General features: G+C 44.4%; 17 protein-coding genes. 9 read left to right on the top strand and 8 right to left on the bottom strand.

Going from position 1 to position 16,721, the window contains the following annotated elements:
- Nucleotides 1-113: 113 nt before the first annotated feature.
- Nucleotides 114-1,139, bottom strand: a complete 1,026-nt coding sequence (locus OJ16_RS16585; RefSeq protein ID WP_040992346.1) for a DUF2955 domain-containing protein — start codon at nucleotides 1,137-1,139, stop codon at nucleotides 114-116.
- Nucleotides 1,140-1,151: 12 nt separating this feature from the next.
- On the bottom strand, nucleotides 1,152-2,201 hold the full coding sequence (locus OJ16_RS16580) for an HlyD family secretion protein (RefSeq protein ID WP_040992345.1): 1,050 nt from the start codon (nucleotides 2,199-2,201) through the stop codon (nucleotides 1,152-1,154).
- Between the two features lie 120 nt (nucleotides 2,202-2,321).
- Between OJ16_RS16580 and OJ16_RS16575 the strand changes: the two genes are divergently transcribed.
- The 3 genes from OJ16_RS16575 to OJ16_RS16565 all read left to right on the top strand — a co-directional run bounded on the left by OJ16_RS16575 (nucleotide 2,322) and on the right by OJ16_RS16565 (nucleotide 4,944).
- On the top strand, nucleotides 2,322-3,224 hold the full coding sequence (locus OJ16_RS16575) for a LysR family transcriptional regulator (protein ID WP_040992344.1): 903 nt from the start codon (nucleotides 2,322-2,324) through the stop codon (nucleotides 3,222-3,224).
- Nucleotides 3,225-3,484: 260 nt separating this feature from the next.
- On the top strand, nucleotides 3,485-4,054 hold the full coding sequence (locus OJ16_RS16570; protein WP_040992343.1) for a copper resistance protein NlpE: 570 nt from the start codon (nucleotides 3,485-3,487) through the stop codon (nucleotides 4,052-4,054).
- A 185-nt stretch (nucleotides 4,055-4,239) separates the two neighbouring features.
- Entirely contained in the window at nucleotides 4,240-4,944 is a 705-nt protein-coding gene (locus tag OJ16_RS16565; protein WP_052810392.1) for a tRNA (adenine(22)-N(1))-methyltransferase, read from the top strand.
- 16 nt (nucleotides 4,945-4,960) lie between these two features.
- Here OJ16_RS16565 and OJ16_RS16560 read toward each other — a convergent pair whose 3' ends face one another.
- Complete coding sequence (locus OJ16_RS16560; RefSeq protein WP_052810383.1) at nucleotides 4,961-5,755, bottom strand: DUF4344 domain-containing metallopeptidase; 795 nt, start codon at nucleotides 5,753-5,755, stop codon at nucleotides 4,961-4,963.
- Nucleotides 5,756-5,904: 149 nt separating this feature from the next.
- Here OJ16_RS16560 and OJ16_RS16555 point away from each other — a divergent pair, with 149 nt between their 5' ends.
- A complete protein-coding gene (locus OJ16_RS16555; RefSeq protein WP_040992746.1) occupies nucleotides 5,905-6,261 on the top strand; it encodes a YibL family ribosome-associated protein in 357 nt (118 codons plus the stop codon).
- 57 nt (nucleotides 6,262-6,318) lie between these two features.
- Here OJ16_RS16555 and OJ16_RS16550 read toward each other — a convergent pair whose 3' ends face one another.
- Nucleotides 6,319-6,960: a helix-turn-helix transcriptional regulator gene (locus tag OJ16_RS16550; RefSeq protein WP_040992341.1), complete on the bottom strand. Its 642-nt coding sequence runs from the start codon at nucleotides 6,958-6,960 to the stop codon at nucleotides 6,319-6,321.
- A gap of 580 nt (nucleotides 6,961-7,540) precedes the next feature.
- Here OJ16_RS16550 and OJ16_RS16545 point away from each other — a divergent pair.
- From OJ16_RS16545 to OJ16_RS16530, 4 genes are read left to right on the top strand one after another with little or no spacing between them, the layout of a single operon-like run.
- Nucleotides 7,541-8,239 carry a hypothetical protein gene (locus OJ16_RS16545; RefSeq protein WP_040992340.1) on the top strand — a complete coding sequence of 233 codons (699 nt, stop codon included), beginning with the start codon at nucleotides 7,541-7,543 and terminating at the stop codon, nucleotides 8,237-8,239.
- Nucleotides 8,240-8,253: 14 nt separating this feature from the next.
- Nucleotides 8,254-8,583 (top strand): hypothetical protein, encoded by a 330-nt coding sequence (locus OJ16_RS16540; protein WP_040992339.1) that lies wholly within the window; start codon nucleotides 8,254-8,256, stop codon nucleotides 8,581-8,583.
- Nucleotide 8,584: 1 nt separating this feature from the next.
- Nucleotides 8,585-9,262, top strand: a complete 678-nt coding sequence (locus tag OJ16_RS16535; protein WP_408063506.1) for a C39 family peptidase — start codon at nucleotides 8,585-8,587, stop codon at nucleotides 9,260-9,262.
- 2 nt (nucleotides 9,263-9,264) lie between these two features.
- Nucleotides 9,265-9,990, top strand: coding sequence for a hypothetical protein (locus OJ16_RS16530; protein WP_040992338.1), 726 nt, complete (start codon nucleotides 9,265-9,267; stop codon nucleotides 9,988-9,990).
- Between the two features lie 224 nt (nucleotides 9,991-10,214).
- Here the strand turns inward: OJ16_RS16530 and OJ16_RS16525 are convergent, their stop codons facing one another.
- Nucleotides 10,215-11,216 (bottom strand): transporter, encoded by a 1,002-nt coding sequence (locus tag OJ16_RS16525; RefSeq protein ID WP_040992337.1) that lies wholly within the window; start codon nucleotides 11,214-11,216, stop codon nucleotides 10,215-10,217.
- Between the two features lie 441 nt (nucleotides 11,217-11,657).
- Here OJ16_RS16525 and OJ16_RS16520 point away from each other — a divergent pair, with 441 nt between their 5' ends.
- Nucleotides 11,658-12,329: a Crp/Fnr family transcriptional regulator gene (locus tag OJ16_RS16520; protein WP_040992336.1), complete on the top strand. Its 672-nt coding sequence runs from the start codon at nucleotides 11,658-11,660 to the stop codon at nucleotides 12,327-12,329.
- Nucleotides 12,330-12,381: 52 nt separating this feature from the next.
- On the opposite strand, the gene OJ16_RS16515 is transcribed toward OJ16_RS16520, so the two are convergent.
- From OJ16_RS16515 to OJ16_RS16505, 3 genes are all read right to left on the bottom strand, one after another.
- Nucleotides 12,382-13,866, bottom strand: a complete 1,485-nt coding sequence (locus OJ16_RS16515) for a sulfatase family protein (protein ID WP_040992335.1) — start codon at nucleotides 13,864-13,866, stop codon at nucleotides 12,382-12,384.
- Nucleotides 13,867-13,880: 14 nt separating this feature from the next.
- A complete protein-coding gene (locus tag OJ16_RS16510; RefSeq protein WP_040992334.1) occupies nucleotides 13,881-15,125 on the bottom strand; it encodes an anaerobic sulfatase maturase in 1,245 nt (414 codons plus the stop codon).
- Between the two features lie 227 nt (nucleotides 15,126-15,352).
- Complete coding sequence (locus OJ16_RS16505) at nucleotides 15,353-16,516, bottom strand: amino acid permease (protein ID WP_040992333.1); 1,164 nt, start codon at nucleotides 16,514-16,516, stop codon at nucleotides 15,353-15,355.
- Between the last annotated feature and the right edge of the window lie 205 nt (nucleotides 16,517-16,721).

The raw sequence follows: 16,721 nt of genomic DNA, 5'->3' as shown, positions 1-16,721 counted from the left end.
CTTCGCATTGCGAAGCCTTTTTGTTATTTCCCAAACCGCAATATTTGCCACTTATCTCACTATTAACTATTACGGTTAATGGTGTTCCTCGTATTCTCATCGTTAACTCACGACTAACGTGGCATCTCTGCTGGCGTCTTTGAGGTGGTGATTTTTACCAGCACGTAAAGCACGCCTAATGTCACTGCGAGCTCCCATCCACGTAAAAACGTGCGTTCTAATCCGATATCTTGGCTGGTCATATAGAGTTGAATTGGCAACATCGTTGCTAATAGCGCATCGGCATGCAGCTCGCGGCCACTGACATCACTTTTCACCATTAAACTGGCAAGTAGCAATACGAATCCGGCCAGAACCAACACATAAGCCCCCAACACAGATTGATGACCCACCAACAATAAACTAAATATCGCGGCAATCGCGCAGCCACCCACTTGAGTAATGAAGCGGCGCTCGACGACGCGTTGAAAGCCAAGACGCTCTGCTTGTAGCGATGCGGCGATGACCGGTACCATACAAAACGTTGCTGAAAGCATATCCACCAGCATGAGGAAGCCAACACCGGTGCCGATTAAGGCCAGAGAAAGCGCTCTTTGTTGCGCGGTCACCGCAATATCGGGTAACGCTACTCGAGCTGGCATTTTTTGTTGGGGATCTTGGGTTGGAAAGCACGTCACAGCCAACTTGCACACACCGGCGGTGATCACCATCGCGATGAAGATTTCATGAATACGCATCGCCATATCGGCATTGGTGTGCTGATCAAAAACGATGATCAATATCCAGTTAAAGGTTGGCATTAACATCGCGCCCATTTTGGCGGGGTTGGTTGCTCGGCGGCGCATCCAATCAAAAAAGAATAAGCTCAAGGTCCAAATGATGAAAGGATGAGAGTGAAAAGTTTCACTCACCGCAAGTGCGGCCGCTGCGGCACACAACGTTGGCGCGAATGTACGAGCGAGCCCCTGCCAAGAGTAGTCTTTGCTCTTGGTCATAATTATGGTCGGGTAGAGCGCTAAATACACCGGAGAGCCGAGAGCGAGCACCTTACCTAGCACCATGCAAACGGTGATGGCAAGGGTGACACGCAGCGCTTCGTTGCGTTGATAAATGTTGTCAAAACGAAATAAATCAAGCATTGGATATTCTCGCTAATAGACGTAACGAAACAGCGACACCATGTGGATCCATAAAGAGCTAATGCTGTCGATCACGGTTGAACCGTTGTTCACGCTGACTGAAGCTCTCGCGCCGGAAATTAACTTAGGATCGAGGTGATCAATGGCGATACGGACACGGATTTTTTGTTGTTCACGGATCCAACGGCTGTCATTGACGACATCAGACAGTTGGCCATGGCTATTGTCACTATCACGCACCGCTCGTTCTTGGCTTTCGATATGACCGATAAATACTTGGCCGGGTAGAGCATCAAAGGCAATGTGCGCCATGTTGCCAACTTGCAGATGAGACATGCCTTTTTCATTGAAGTCGGCACTGAGCCAAGCTTGTGCTTCGTTGACCACCAGCAGCGCAGTGGTTCCTTGCGCGATATAACTGCCCGTTTGTAGCTGTAAGTTGGTCACAATGCCATCGGCAGAGGCGCGCACTTGGGTGTGGTGTTCATCCAACTCCGCACTGGCGAGCTTTACTTTGGCCAGCTCGATAGCGGCATTGCTGGTGGAATCCGATAATTGTGCTTTTATTCGCAGTATTTCAGCCTTGGCGGCTTGAAGAGCGCTATAAGCAACATTGACATTGGTTTTACTGTCATCCAGCGCCTGAGCGGTTGTGAGCCCCTTTTTAAACAGGGTTGCCGTGCGCTTTTGTTTCGCCTGGCTATTAAGCCACTGTTCTTTGCGTTGGGAGAAGGTTTGCTCGGCGGCAATCAGTTGCTGTTGACTGGCTTGAAACATTTCGTTTGCTTGGGCCAATTCAGCTTGTGCTTGTTGAACGTTAAGTAAGTAGCTTTGATCATCAAGAGTGAACAAGATGTCATCGCTGTGTACCGATTGACCATTTTTAACCGCTACGGAGTCAATGACGCCTGAGACTTCGGGTGCGATTGTCGCAACGCTGCGATGCAGTGAAGCCTGAGTTGTGAAAGGGGCAATATTATCTGAAGCGATTAAAAACAGCGAGAATGCCGCTGTTGTGCCCAAAACAAAATAGAGTACATATTGGTAAAATTTGTTCGTCAAAGGTCATCTCTCTATGTCTCTCATTCCTTGAGCGTGAAGGGGTCGATAAGTTGTCGTCGTGTTTCTTGCTAAAGAGTATATAACCGTTCAAACTTGGTAAAAACAGTCAGGTTTAGAACTATGAGTTCCATATTTGGAAACGTTGATGATCTCTATCTCTTCAGCAAAGTGGTTGAGATGGGATCTTTGCAAGCTGCAGCCAAACAACTTAATTTACCGCTCTCCACCATGTCACGTCGTTTGACGGGGTTAGAGTCGCGTTTGAATACGCGTTTGTTAGAAAAGCAGGGGCGGGAACTGTTGCCAACGGAAACCGGATTACGTGTGTTTAATCAACTAAAAAGTGGTCTGGAAATCATCGAAAGTGCCTGTGCGCAGATCAGTGAAGATTGCGATGATGTCAAAGGTAAGATCCGTTTAGCGTTGCCCCATAACTTTTATCGCAACTTTGTGGGCGACGTCGTGGAAGCGTTTTTGCAACAATACCCTAAGGTCGAGCTTGATCTGGTGTTGAGTCAAGAGCAGCGCATACCGCAAACCGATCGTGATTTATTAATGACCTTTGATATTAGTGAGTTGGATGACATGATTGCTCGGCCTCTATTCCAAGCCAAGCATGGTTTTTATGCGAGTCCTGAATACCTTGCGAAAGTGGCTAAGATCGAGGGTTTAGCAGCGTTAACAGCACAGTCTTGGGTTTCTGTTGATCACATGGTTGATTTGCCTATTTACGAAGGTACGTCGCTGGTGGAAGTGATCACAATTAAACCGAAGTTGGTGGTGAATGACATTATGGCGGTGATTGCGGCCGTTGATAAAGGGCTCGGTGTTGCGTCGCTACCGATCCGTTACATCACTGCCCGCGATAATCTAGTGCAAATATTGCCACAATATCATCGCAGTGCTCGCCAAGCCTATTTGGTCTATAAACAACGTCGCTATCAACCTAAAGCACTGTCTCTCTTTATTGACGCCTTGATGAAGGGAGCCGCCCCTTTACAAAAAATGACAAGTGAGTCTTAAAACGATGTTATCGGCATTTTACAGTGTAAAGATTCTATAAGAAGCTGAATTTAAAGGCAAAAGTTGGATTTTTCTTATTTTCTATGTCGCGTGTGTATAAGTGTGCTGGAGGCTCGAGCACCCGGTGAGGTAGAAAACCTTATTCAATCCAATCGTTTCTGACCATTGCGGATCAATAAATTGTGTTTGTTCTGACGTAATTGCCTCAAACACTTCTAATATTAGAGAACAATAGCCGATTCGTTGAATAAGGAAGGAAAATGAATAAAACACTATTGATTCTTAGCAGTGCAGTTTTTGTTTTAACCGGTTGCCAAGACGAAGCGCCAGACCAACCTCTCGCTCAAGCGCCTGCGGAGCAAGTGACGGATAATCTAACCGTTGAGATTACCGATGGCGTTCAATCGTTGGTATCACAAGCCAGTTCAACGTTGTCTGAAGCGAGCAACACGATCATGAGACCGGAAGAAGCCGTCAGTTCTGCGGAAGGTCGATTAAAGCACAGTGCGCGCAATTCTCTTGATTGGGAAGGGGTATACATTGGCACATTGCCATGTGCTGATTGTTCAGGCATTGCCACGTCATTAACACTCAATTTTGACGGCACTTATGCCTATGAGCAAAACTACCTTGGCAAAGGCAAGGAAGGCGAATATCAATCAACGGGCGAGTTTATTTGGAACAGTAAGGGTGACAGTGTCACCTTATCTAAAGCGGATGACTCTCAACAATTCTTTGTCGGTGAGAATGTGCTGATGATGTTGGATATGGATGGTAACAAAGTGGAAGGTGATATGGCGGAAAACTATAACTTGGTGCAACAAGAGTGATAAATCGTCCCTAACTGATCCCACTTGAGTTTTTATCAACGCTTTGAAAGCAGTCTTCGGGCTGCTTTTTTATTGGGTGCCATTGCTAAAAATATCCCCAGAGGGGACAAAAGTACGAGCTGCGGTCGCCAAAGCATCGAAAATGATTACAATACGCGGGTTTTGTATTGAATGTGGAATTGCCCTTGAAACTGAGTAAAAGATTAAAGCACCTTGATCAAATGGTGAGTGGTGGTTATCGCCATATTTGGGATTGTTGTTGTGATCATGGCTTTCTTGGTATGACATTGCTTTCACGTCAGGCTGCAGACAATGTTCATTTTGTCGATATTGTGCCGAACTTGATGCGTGAGGTCGAAGCTAATTTGCAGCGCTTTTACGCCAGTTCGTCCTCTCAATGGCATACACATTGTATGGATGTCGCAATGTTGCCGTTGCATCAACATCAAGGACCTCATTTAGTGATTATTGCCGGTGTTGGGGGCGATCTTATCACTCAGTTTGTGGATTCTATTGTTGAGCGATTCCCTGACGCTGCGATCGATTTTTTATTGTGCCCAGTGCACCACCAATACAGCTTACGAAAAAAATTGGTCGAACTTGAATTTAGTTTGTTGCAAGAAGTGCTGGTGGAAGATAACCAACGTTTCTATGAACTATTATTGGTCTCTTCTGTCAGTGATGTAAATCGACGGGTGCACCCGGTCGGCAAGACAATCTGGTTAGGTTCGACGGAAGAACAGGCGGCGATAAGTCAAAAATATTTAGCGAAGACACTCGATCACTATCGTCGCATGCAGCAAAGTCAACGCGAAGATGTCGCGCAGATTTTAAGTGCCTATCAAGCGGTCAATGCTGCATTCTTGCCGCCATGCGAAACAATCAAATGAATTTATGTGTGCGCGATTACCTTGTACGATGCGTTGTTTCTGAAGATGGCATCAAATACTGATGCCAATTCTCTCTCATGGAAGAGAATTGGAAAGAACAAAAGGCTTTTCTTTCATTGAGATATTCCTTTTCTAGTTCATCCAGTAATGAAGCATATCGTTTAGGATCACTGCCATAAACAAGACACAAAGTGGCAAAATAGCGTTGCATATCGAAACTATGTTCACCGATATATTCTCCCCAATCGTAATAATCGGGTCGTAATTGTGATTCAAAAGCAAACATGTCAGCGGCACTGATCGCGGCATTCGCCCCATCTTCTATGTAATCGATCATGATCACTGCGGCAAAATTATCCGCGGCATCTTCTTCTCTGCCCAAAATGGGAATATTTTGATCCTCGATATAAGCATGGCCAGCTTCGTGTAATAACGTATGCAGCAGTGTATCGAGAGCGCCGAGTTGCGCAGAACGCGCAAATTTTTCTTGATAGTCATTGTTGATAAAAGCATTCAGAGACTGAGTGTAAAAATCGTAGGGAATATGAATAATATGGCTTGCGGGATCATACAGTGGACCATCGTTACCCCCATACTGAACCGTTAATGTATGCTCAAAAGGGAAATACTGCTGAGCAAGATCAGCGAGTAGTCCGTTTATTTCGCTTTTTTCGATGGCCTTCTTTGCTTGAACTTCAGTTGGATTTGCGGCGGGAAGTAGGGTGAATTCAATCGTGTCTATTGCGGATATGACTGAGCTGGAATAGCCCGCCAATATCGCGGCGAATAGAGTCTGTTTTATGAGATTCATGTGTTTAACTCTTGCCTTCAACTGAATTACTTACAGACTAGCACATAAATTTATCTCATTTATCGCCAAGCACTGTTATTATTTGTTCTACGGAAGGAGTGATACCTATGCTATACTCCGCGCCCTCAAAATATGAAGAGTTGATCACCATGACTATCAAACAAGACATCCAAAAGCTAAATAACCGTATTGATACTTGCCGCCATAAACTTGATGCCGCTAAGTCTCGCGGTGATCAATCGATGATCAGTAAATTTACTGATGATTTAGAAGCATTAACGAAGAAATCAGCATCACTAAAAGGTAAGCAAACTTACGATCTAAACAAAGAACGTAAAGAGCTACAAGACATGCCTTTCTACCGTGAAATTACGAAAGAAGAGCAGGCTGATCTTGGTAAACTGAAAAAGTCAGTGAAGGGTCTAGTGATTGTTCACCCAATGACAAAAATGGGTAAACAGCTTCGTGTTGACGTTATGACGGGCTTTGCTCCGAAGAAATTCTAAAAAAAAAGCGCCAAATATGGCGCTTTTTTTCCACTTCTTTTTATCTTCTTTATCGTATCAGTCGCTTTGAGGGCTGCCGATCACTTTTGTCATTCGCACTGCATCTTTACGTTTATGAATATCGAGTTTTTTATACACCCGATAAATGTGTGACTTGATGGTGCTCTCTGACAAATAGAGTTGCTTGGCAATTTGTTTGTTCGATTGTCCTGCCGCGATATGATCCAGAACTTGCCGCTCGCGTGTCGTTAGAGAGTTGTACATATCACAGCGCATTAAGCTGGGATCGCGTTTGATAAGTACCAATTTTTCTAAGCATTTTCTTGGCAACCAAAGCCCGCCACTCAATATATACCCCACACTTTGATGCAAATGATGTATTGGGGAAGTATTAATTAGTATGCCTCTCAACGTATGCCAGTAGAGAAAAGGATGATCTAATTCGCAGCTTGGGGTGTTGTGCACCAAAACATCCACGCCGAGTAAATCAAAATTCGGTATTTGGTTATTTTGTATTAACTCATTGATGTTAAAGAAATCGATTAAGACGAGGTCAATAGTTTGCTCATCCAGAGCAGAAACGAGCTGATGCGGAGGTAATGTTGATACAATAATGTCGAGTTCTTCTTGCAACTGCCTTTGTATTAGTCCGGCATTTAGGTTTTTATCTGACAGTATCACCACATGCTTTTTCGTCATAACCACTCGCTCCAGACGTTTTATTCAATTGCTTCGTTCAAATCTCACTTTCCTTTACGCCACCTTGGCCACACAGCGATTGCCACATAGCCACGCGAGGGTGACTATAAGTATATTCAAGATTTGGGGATGAGTCGGACATTTCAAACTAACTATCTATTATTTTATCATTAATGATTAGTCTCTAAGTTTAGTTGGTGAAAATGCTTTCTAGTACTATTCCGCTTCAAATCGTTGTAACTCATTGATTGATTAAGTGGGTACGTACTGCAACGTTAAGTTAAGTTATTTTTATATCCGCAAAGGTTGAATTGAACCTTAAAAGTATGAGTTCAATATTCGGCCAAATGCAGGTGACATCTTCATACTTTACTCAGTTTTTAATTGTATTTGTCATGTAAACCACTGATTCATATGAACTGCATTCTATCGCTTATTTGCCTAAATCCAACGTCTTGTTTATACGGATATGCCTTGTCTCAAATTTGAGAATTGCGTATTCCTCTCCCTTCCTATACTTCGATTGCTTCACAGCAAAACATCAAAATTCAGACATGGATACACAACGGAGTGAAAGGTTATGAATCTTAAAAAAACAGGTCTAGCAATGGCAATGGCAGCAACCGTGGCAATGAGTGGCGCAGTATTCGCAGGTGGTGGTGGCCCTAGTGGCGGCGACTCACAAGATAACAATGATTTCCTAAGCCACAATACATCTAATGTTGGTGCTGGTAATGACAACAATGGTAATGGCGCGGGTAACGACGGTAACAGCATTGTCACAACAAGCGGCGGTGGTAACGATGGTAATACTCGTACTATCGGTAATGGTGATGATGGTAATAGCTTCAAAACCACAACCACATCAGGTGGTGGTGATGATAACAACAAGTCATGGAAAAACAGTGCAAACACCACATCAGGTGGTGGCGATGACAACAACAAGTCATGGAAAAATAGTGCGAATACCACAACCACAACGAGTACTAGCAACACTTTGAACAAACATTCTCTAAGTATGGAAGTGGATATGGTGGTGGCGAAATCTGACCTTGATGGCCACATTTCAAATGTTTCAGTTGAGTATGGCGAAGCAGGTTCAATGCACCGTCGTGGTGGCTGTGACAAGTGTGCTGGAGCAGGTGTAGATGTTCGTAACTCGAACTCCATTGATGGCTTTGCAAGTGCTGCTGGTATCACAACCATCGGTCAAAACGCAGGGGCTGCTTCTTTAGTGCAACAATCTGTTGTGACTAACGCTTCAGTTCATACTAAGTAATTCTGGAGAATGTCATGCGCTTAGCACTAGTCGCAATAAGTATGTTGTTCGCTGTCAACGCTTATGCTGATGTTCTCGTGCTGGCTGACGACTATGAGCTATCCAATGATGTGATGGATAGCTCAAGAGGTGGTCAGTACACCATCGACTTAGATAGTGTGACAGCGTCTTCGGAAATTGTGGGTTTGAGTAGTGGCAATATTGCAAACAATACGATAAACGGTGGTAACGTGATTGCGGCTGGCGCTTTAGCCACAAGCTCTGGCGTTACCAGTGTGATTCAAAATACCGGCAATAATGTACTTATTCAAAACTCAATGGTCGTTAACCTGACACTGAAATGATATGGTTTTTTGGCGAATATTAGCTTTGGGGATGCTGACAATATCAGCATCCTCCCATGCGTTAGATTATATGCCGAGCCGAGGTGTTTTCTCGGTGCCGGTCAAAAGCTATAAGGAAATGCAGTTTGGGGATGTTGTCCGCCAACAGTATGACTTTAGCTGTGGCTCGGCGGCTTTGGCATCATTACTCACGTACCATTACGATAATCCAGCAGATGAAAACACGATTTTCAAAATCATGTACGAAAAAGGCAATCAGAGTAAGATCAAGAAACAGGGTTTTTCGTTGCTTGATATGAAAACGTACCTAGATTCTCTTGGGTATCAATCGGACGGGTTTAACGTTCCCTTGGATAAAATGCGCCAACTTGGCGTGCCAGGAATTACATTAGTTAACTTTGATGGTTATATGCATTTCGTTGTAATTAAAGGAATGAATAATCATTCGGTCATTCTTGGTGATCCTTCTCGTGGAACGATGCAAATGACGTATGAACAATTTTCTCAGTATTATTCGGGGATTGTTTTGCTCATTCGCAACCATGTCGATCTTGCTCAGAATTCCTATATTTCTGATGACAACTATACATTGTACGCGCCTTCACCGATTGAATCGGGGATCAGTCGAGATTCATTAGGCGTCTTTAGCATTACACTGCCCGAACGTGGGGAGTATTAACAATGTTTAGAACATGTTTACTGGTCGGGTTGTTGAGTGGGGCCTTTATTGGGTCTGCTCATTCAGCTTCCTTCCAATTAAATCAGCTTGAACCTTTGCCAGAACGCGAACTTTCAGGCTATCGAGGCGGATTTAAATTCAATGATGATTTTATGATCAACATTGGTTTAAGCATTCGTACATCGGTGAATGGCGATACGTTATTCACGAATCGTATTGCTAACTTAATGATTCAAAATGGTCGTTTAATTTCAAGGTTACAAAGGGAGGTACCTACTACGACAACAACCGTTGTCCAAGTTGGGTCTGACAATACCGTTGGATTACCAACCACACCCGTCGAGATCACCCCAACGAGCGAGCCTAATGCTCCAAGTCGAGCTGCACCTAGTGGCGTCGCATCGAGTGGGAATACGTCCGATGTGAACGCATCGAATGGGAATACGCCTGTCATCGACTCGACACCCATTGCCCCTCAACAAGTTGTTGAGAGTCCGGTGGAGATTTTACCTTTGGTTAATGTTGGCCAAGTGCCCAACGTTCAATCGGGGGTAGATCAAGTAAGCAACCATCAAGCGGTGATAAGCAGTATTATTCAAAACTCGCTAGATAATACGGTATTGGGTTTTGATACCGTCATTAATATTGATGCTCAGGTCGGCAGTGTCATCAAGCAGATTGAGCGCAATACGAAGCTTCAACAAGCGTTACAGTTTAGTTTTCAGTAGTTTTTGATTAGATCGTTTGAGTGCCAGCTCTTATTAAGAGGCTGGCACTTTTTATTGGTGTCATTTTTTTATTTGTGTCGGTTATTCGTGCCGGTTATTGATGTCGTTTGTTTGTGTTTTATGCCAGTTGTTCTTTGCCATAGAAAAAATGCCGCGTTTTGCTTAAGTGTTACAACGATGAACCTTGTCGGCAGACAAGAACACGGCATTAATGGTGATATTGCTTAAAAAGTAAATGGAGCTCGAATGTTCAATTGGAAATCGGGCGTATCCTCGGTTAAACCGGCCTGTGCGCTAATGTTGATTGATGTCGTTGGGCTGAGTGCATAATTGACCCCAAAGCTCAGAGAGTCCAATTGAAGCAGTTTTGCTTCATCGTCGGTTCTGCCATTGATCTTACTTTTTAGAATGGTTTGGTGGCTAAAGCCGACCGAAAGGGAAAGATCGCGGTTAATCGCGAAACCTAAGCCTGCGCCCAGTGAAATGGTATCACCCAAATCAATTTCTGCCGATTGACCATCAAAATCGACATCCCCTTTAAAGTTATAGATGTAGGATGCATTGGCGAATAACACGGCGGGATCAGTTGGGTAAATCATCGAAATGCCCGGCTCAATACTCCAAAATCCTGAGCCGGTTGGCGCATCTCTCAGTACGTTGGTCGCAGGATCCACTTCAATGTCGTAAGGGGATTTACCCGTATCCGATTTTACGCGCAAGCTACCGACCCAATAGGGGGTGGTGTCAAAGTTAAATTGATGTCGCACCGCAAATTCGATGTCCCCCAGGCCCCCACCGTCTAAATTACTGTTAATGGTTTCATCGGATGCGCCATCTTGAATCGGGCGCACCGAAATTTGATCGCTGCGGTAAACAAAGGGCAATCGAATTTCAACTTCCGTGTCATTGGTAATACCATAACGCCCAGTTAAGCCGGCAGTAATTGTCGTTCTATCTGAATCACTGACCTCAATACGCCCCACAATCAGCGTCGGTAATACGGTGTAGCCAATAATGCTGACTTTATTGGATGAGTTTTGAGAATAGTTTAATGAGGCTTCAACACCAAACTTCCCTGCGGGTGTGAGTACGCCCGGTCGTTCAATGACATCGGCAACGGTTTGGGCTCGTTTCGCTTCTTCTTCATCCGATGTTTGGTGGTTATCTGCTAAAAGCGTGGGCGAAATCAGCAACAGTGGTAAGGAAAATAGCAGAGGTTTTGTCATTATTATGTCCCTATTTATTATTAGTCCTTCTTTTAGATAGGACAGCAATGCGACTCTTGCCACTTTCTTTCTCTCTATTCATGGTCTGTTTTTTAAAAAAAAGGCGCATAGATTGGGTATGACAAGGCATTTAAGTTCTCTATTTATCTGATATATAGGCGAAATAGTTTGGGAATGGCCTTATTGCGAGGGTGATTTTATCAATCTCTAAAAAATGTCTATTTTTTGAACTATTTATGTTTCTCATAAATGCAACAATCAATGCCGGGAAAAATGAATGAATGCCGTAGGAAGTCTCATCAGTACAAATCGTTAGGTGGAGATTCGGTTTGGGCTTTTTCATATCACAGAAACAAAAAGTCATAACGATTAAGTAGTAAGACTCTTTCGCTATATACATTATGATGCAGCCCTATCGACGAGTCTGAACGAGGACTTTCTATGCTGACGATTGAACAAGACATTTATCATTCTGGTGACATATTACGTTATCTTCAGGATCATGATTCTGTGCTGTCATTGCGCAAAGTAAAAATCAGTCGTGGTGAGCAGATATTGAGACAGAATGAAACGATCGAGGATGTCATTTTTATTGTAGAAGGTGAGATCCGATTGAGTCGCGTATCAGACAATGGACGCTGTTATCAGTTAGGCAGTTATTTGCATAATGGCTTTTTAGGGTTGATGGAGCTGTTTTCGCAAAAGCCGGGATTTTATAGCGTTGTGGCCGAGTCAGACTGCGAAGCGTATGTATTTAAGGGACGATCGTTTCATCAGCTGGTGTGTTGTTCGCCACCTTTGGCCGCGATCACCTTTCGCCATTTAACCTCTAAATGGTACCTTTCGGTAGAGCGGATGACCCGCAATATTCTTCATACGATAAAATACTGTGTGATTGATGATCTGATGAAATTTCATCAAGCGAATGGTCCTGCTCCGTATCTCATCAATAAAAGTTTAGAGTGTGAACGTTTAGGAACGAGCTTGCGCGTATACAACCGAATACTGAAAGAATTAAGCAGTTGTCGAGCGATTCAAGTGGATCGGAAGTCGATTGTGATTTTGGATATGGATGTACTCAGGGATAAGCGTAATGAAGAAGCACAAAAGTAGCGAGCTCAGCCGCTACTTTTGATTGGTCTTAAAGGTTCTTTTGCTGTGGGGATCAGTTCCAGCGCTCGTGTTTCAAAATATCTTCAGTCGTGAAGTTTGGATAACTAATGTTCCACATATTCAAACCATTGTATTTATCGGTTGAATATTGGGCAAAGAAGCCATCCAGTGCGGCGATCATGGTTTCTTGCAATGCTGTTTGCGGTGGCTGTGATAGATAGCGCTCACCCAATGGATGGCTCAGATCATACCAATTGTTGTGTGGCGTACCGTCTTTATCGAAGTAGCGTACAAGCTTCCAATGGCCATTGCTGATCATGCGAGAGTTACCCCGCTCTGAAAATTGGTACTCACGCCAGTCTTGGACGCGCTCACCTTTCAGCATTGGCACTAACGTACGTCCAGGGCCGTAGCTAGAATCGTATTCTTTGCCTTGGCTCGCTACGTCAATAATGGTGGCGTGTAAGTCAAGAATGTCGACAAATTCGCCCCGAACCTGCTTCGTTCTTACCAGCTCTTTAGGCCCTTTGATAATAAAAGGTACTCTCACCGTATCTTCGTAATAGTTGTATGGGAATGTCGCATTTACCTTTCCATATAACCCATGTTGGCCCATCAGCAAGCCGTGATCGGAAACAAAAGCAATGAGTGTGTTATCGAGTAAGCCACGACCTTCTAGACTATCGAGAAGCTGACCGAGTTGATCATCCAACAAAGAAACGGCGGCGAGGTATTGCGCTAACGTTTCTTCATGGTTGTCTGGTGTTAATGTGAAATCACTCATGCTATCAAGCGCGGAGTTGCCACCAAATGAGACGACTTTGTGGGCGATCGCGCGGTATTTTTCCACTAAGCGCTCAGGCAATCCTTCAAAAGGAAAGTGAGGTTCAACATAGTTTAAGCTGACAAAAAACGGCTTTTCACTTGGGCGATCAATAAACTCGAGCGTTTGCTTGGTCAAAAATTGCGCTTGTATGCCTGTATGTTCAACATTATTGCCTTCATCAGAAAAGAGCACCGTACCGGAATGCAAATATTGGTTCTTCCAGCCCGACTTTAACGCATCGTAACTGAGCCAGCGGTCAAAGCCGCGAATGGGTTCTTTGCTGTCAGTGGTGGCATGCCATTTACCGATAAGAGCCGTTCGGTAGCCCAAGTCTTGCATGCGTTCCGAAAGCAGCTTTTCACCATCAAGCCAATTGGCATCGTATTTTGAGTTTTCCGCAAGGAAGTCATAAACACCGTGTTGTGATGGCATTTTACCGGTATGGAAAGAGGCTCGGGCTGCGCTGCTGACAGGGGCCGGGGTCATTGCATTCTCAAAGCGAATTCCGGTTTCTGCCATGTATTCCATATTAGGCGTTTGGATCAAATCATTGCGCAGACCGGTGGCCCATTGACCTAAATCATCCGCCATAATAACAATGACATTGGGCTGCGTTGGTGTTGCAGACGTTTGTGCAATTGCATGACTACTGCATGCGATTGCGCCTAGAGCGCAGGCTTTCGCAAGCGAGTTGACTCTAAATTGTTTCATGTTTTACTCCATGATTATTTTGGTTGTTGTTCTTTTCTTGCGATGATTTCCATAATCGCAGCGGGCGGGTGCCCATCAAGGTAGAGTTGTTTCATTAACGATAAGTAAGGGGCTGAATAGGCGAAAAACGTTTTGTACCCAGCACACAAATAGTTTTGTTCCGGCTTAGCGGCTTGAGAAAGGGCAAATCGATGTTTTGGGCAGCCCCCATTACATAGAGAAAGATAGGCACATTGCTGGCAATCTCGTGGCAGGGAGCGCTGCTTTTGCTGCGCAAAATGCTTATTGTCGTCACTGTGATTGAGCGTATTGATATCGCTTTGATGGATGTTCCCCAGTTTAAATTCAGGGTAAACATAATGATCGCAAGCATAGAGGTCGCCGTTACTTTCTAAAGCAAAAGCACTGCCACAAGTTGGTGCGAAAACGCACAGTTGGGCCGGTTGATCGCAGGTGAGGGCAAACGTGTTTTCAAACAATTGAACCCAAACTCGGCCAATGTCTTTACGCACCCAGTGATGAAAAATTGCTGACATGAACAACCCATAGTGATCGGGGTTCACGCTCCACGATGTGACGGCGGCTTTCTCTATACTCTGCGGATGCAGCAACGTCAGCCCGTTTTCAGTCGCTTGAGTGGCCGCGCGTTCAACCAAAGGAATAAACTGCATATGCTGGCTGCCAAGGCTCTTTAAATAGTGATACACCTCCTCTGGGTGCTTGACGTTCGCATCACTGACCACCGTTAACGTATTGAACTCAATATGATGGTGTTTTAATTGAGTTATTGCCGCAATGACCTTGTCATGCGTTGGCTTGCCAGCACGTGTCTTGCGATAAACATCATGCAGCTCTTTTGGCCCATCAATTGAAATACCAACCAGAAATTGGTGGCGTTTTAGAAATTGACACCAGCCCTCATCAATCAATAAGCCGTTGGTTTGAATCGTATTGATGATTTGTTTGCCCTGCTGGTATTTTCTTTGAAACTCAATCGCTTTTTCAAAAAACGCAACGCCTAACAGCGTCGGCTCTCCTCCTTGCCAAGCAAAGACCACTTGCTGAGTTTTTTGTGCGGCGATGTGCTGTTGGATATAAAGCTCAAGTGTCTCGACGCTCATATAAGACTGGCGGTCGGCGTCAGGGTATAAATGGCTTTTTTCTAAATAGAAGCAATAGTGGCAATCGATATTGCATTTAGAACTGCTTGGCTTCGCCATCACATGGCAGCCTTGAAGTGAATGGGTGGTTTGATGCATTTCGTCTATCCCTTTTAGAACGCAGGGATAGTAGAGCGATGAATGCCCGAGCAATAGGACATTTGTCCTAACCATCGAATGCCGTTGAGCGTTTATTCGATTGGGTGATTCAGCTCACGATTGAGTCGGGGATGGGCGGTGTTTTTGCGATCGTTAGAAACAAAGAAGAGAGCCATTAAGGCTCTCTTCTTGTTGATTTTGCTGTTGGCAAGGAGTTGAACGAAACGTTAGCCCATAAACCAAGAAACAAAGATCAGTGCACCAAAGACAAAGGTTGCGGCAAGTGCTGGCTGCCCGCCACCTGCGGTGTAGGTTTGTTCAAGCTTTGCATGGGCAAAGTTAGGTTGACGCACTTTTACCACCATCGCTAGTGGGCCCCATATGGCTAAGAACACTAACACCATGCCTGCGTAATCAAGCATGCTAACAAACTGGTTAGAGAACAGCGTGGCCAGTACCAGAGGGAAGACAAACGTTAAGCCATATGCCGCTGGTGTGTTGCTGGTGATTGCATCTTTGTTTTGGTCATACAGCGCCATGGATACGCCTAAGTATGACGTGATTAACGCCAATGCAGAGAAGATAGCCACAACGCTTTTCAGCAAGGTTGCTTCGCCGCCAAATGCCGCAATCAGCTGAGAAATATTTTCAAACTGGCTGACCGCTTCCACACCTAAATTACCAATCACAGCAAATAGCCAGATCAGGTAGCAGACCAGAGGAATAACGGACCCCAGAAGTACCATATTGCGGATTTGTTTTTCTGAGGCATCTTGGTTGTAGCTCACCAGTGATGGGATTACGACCATAGAAGCGAAACTGGTGAAGATAACCGCACTGTATTGCACCACATCGCTGGTGGTGAAATTGCTTTCTTGGCTGAGGTAATCCCATTGAATATTGTTCATCAACGAAAATATCACCACAAATAGCATCACGATCATCAGGATAAACAGGCCGCGGTTGAGCTTATCAATATAAGATTTACCGGCAACCACCACCAAACCCATCGCCAAGCTGAAGAGGGTATAGCCAATCACCGGTGAGACATTAAAACCGATTTCAAGCAGCATGGTATGCAATAAATCACCAATGCCGATGATGTAGGCGATCAGTAGGCAGGCAAGCAAAAGGTAGAACAAAATGTTAATAAAGTGCTTACCGTTGCGACCCAGCGTGAAGTAAGCAATGCTGCTCATGCCGGTGCTTTCTTGGGTTTTCGTGCATGCTTCAGCTAAGAGTAATGCGGAGTATGTGGTCCCAAGGAAGATGACGACCATTAAAACAGCACTCACAAAAAAGCCAAACTGCGCCAATACCATTGGAATGGCCAACATTCCTGCGCCTAATGCAGTTCCAGATAAGATTAAGGAACTGCCAAACAGTTTCATATTCAAAAGAAAAGACCCCTACTGAAAATAAATTCAGAGCAATGTGTAAAATTTATTTGCCAAGACTACCAAATAAATCCGCAAATACCGCATAGAAATTTTTTATCTTGTGGAATAAATATTCTAAACGAGCGTCAAGGCCCCGTGGATACAGGGTTTTTGTCACTTTTGCCACTGCCGAGTGCCGATCGGACCAGTTACGATT

The sequence above is a fragment of the Vibrio renipiscarius genome, from assembly GCF_000827885.1.
In the GTDB taxonomy this organism is placed as follows: Bacteria; Pseudomonadota; Gammaproteobacteria; order Enterobacterales; family Vibrionaceae; genus Vibrio; species Vibrio renipiscarius.
The sequence above is the reverse complement of the archived record's forward strand: the minus strand, read 5'-3'. Positions and strand labels throughout refer to the sequence as shown.

Excerpts from the sequence above, each read along its gene's own strand:
- OJ16_RS16545 (WP_040992340.1), top strand. The coding sequence starts at position 7,541 with ATGAATCTTAAAAAAACAGGTCTAGCAATGGCAATGGCAGCAACCGTG.
- OJ16_RS16520 (WP_040992336.1), top strand. The coding sequence starts at position 11,658 with ATGCTGACGATTGAACAAGACATTTATCATTCTGGTGACATATTACGT.
- OJ16_RS16525 (WP_040992337.1), bottom strand. The coding sequence starts at position 11,216 with ATGACAAAACCTCTGCTATTTTCCTTACCACTGTTGCTGATTTCGCCC.
- OJ16_RS16575 (WP_040992344.1), top strand. The coding sequence starts at position 2,322 with ATGAGTTCCATATTTGGAAACGTTGATGATCTCTATCTCTTCAGCAAA.
- OJ16_RS16560 (WP_052810383.1), bottom strand. The coding sequence starts at position 5,755 with ATGAATCTCATAAAACAGACTCTATTCGCCGCGATATTGGCGGGCTAT.
- OJ16_RS16510 (WP_040992334.1), bottom strand. The coding sequence starts at position 15,125 with ATGCATCAAACCACCCATTCACTTCAAGGCTGCCATGTGATGGCGAAG.
- OJ16_RS16570 (WP_040992343.1), top strand. The coding sequence starts at position 3,485 with ATGAATAAAACACTATTGATTCTTAGCAGTGCAGTTTTTGTTTTAACC.
- OJ16_RS16505 (WP_040992333.1), bottom strand. The coding sequence starts at position 16,516 with ATGAAACTGTTTGGCAGTTCCTTAATCTTATCTGGAACTGCATTAGGC.
- OJ16_RS16555 (WP_040992746.1), top strand. The coding sequence starts at position 5,905 with ATGACTATCAAACAAGACATCCAAAAGCTAAATAACCGTATTGATACT.
- OJ16_RS16585 (WP_040992346.1), bottom strand. The coding sequence starts at position 1,139 with ATGCTTGATTTATTTCGTTTTGACAACATTTATCAACGCAACGAAGCG.
- OJ16_RS16540 (WP_040992339.1), top strand. The coding sequence starts at position 8,254 with ATGCGCTTAGCACTAGTCGCAATAAGTATGTTGTTCGCTGTCAACGCT.
- OJ16_RS16515 (WP_040992335.1), bottom strand. The coding sequence starts at position 13,866 with ATGAAACAATTTAGAGTCAACTCGCTTGCGAAAGCCTGCGCTCTAGGC.
- OJ16_RS16530 (WP_040992338.1), top strand. The coding sequence starts at position 9,265 with ATGTTTAGAACATGTTTACTGGTCGGGTTGTTGAGTGGGGCCTTTATT.
- OJ16_RS16535 (WP_408063506.1), top strand. The coding sequence starts at position 8,585 with ATGGTTTTTTGGCGAATATTAGCTTTGGGGATGCTGACAATATCAGCA.
- OJ16_RS16550 (WP_040992341.1), bottom strand. The coding sequence starts at position 6,960 with ATGACGAAAAAGCATGTGGTGATACTGTCAGATAAAAACCTAAATGCC.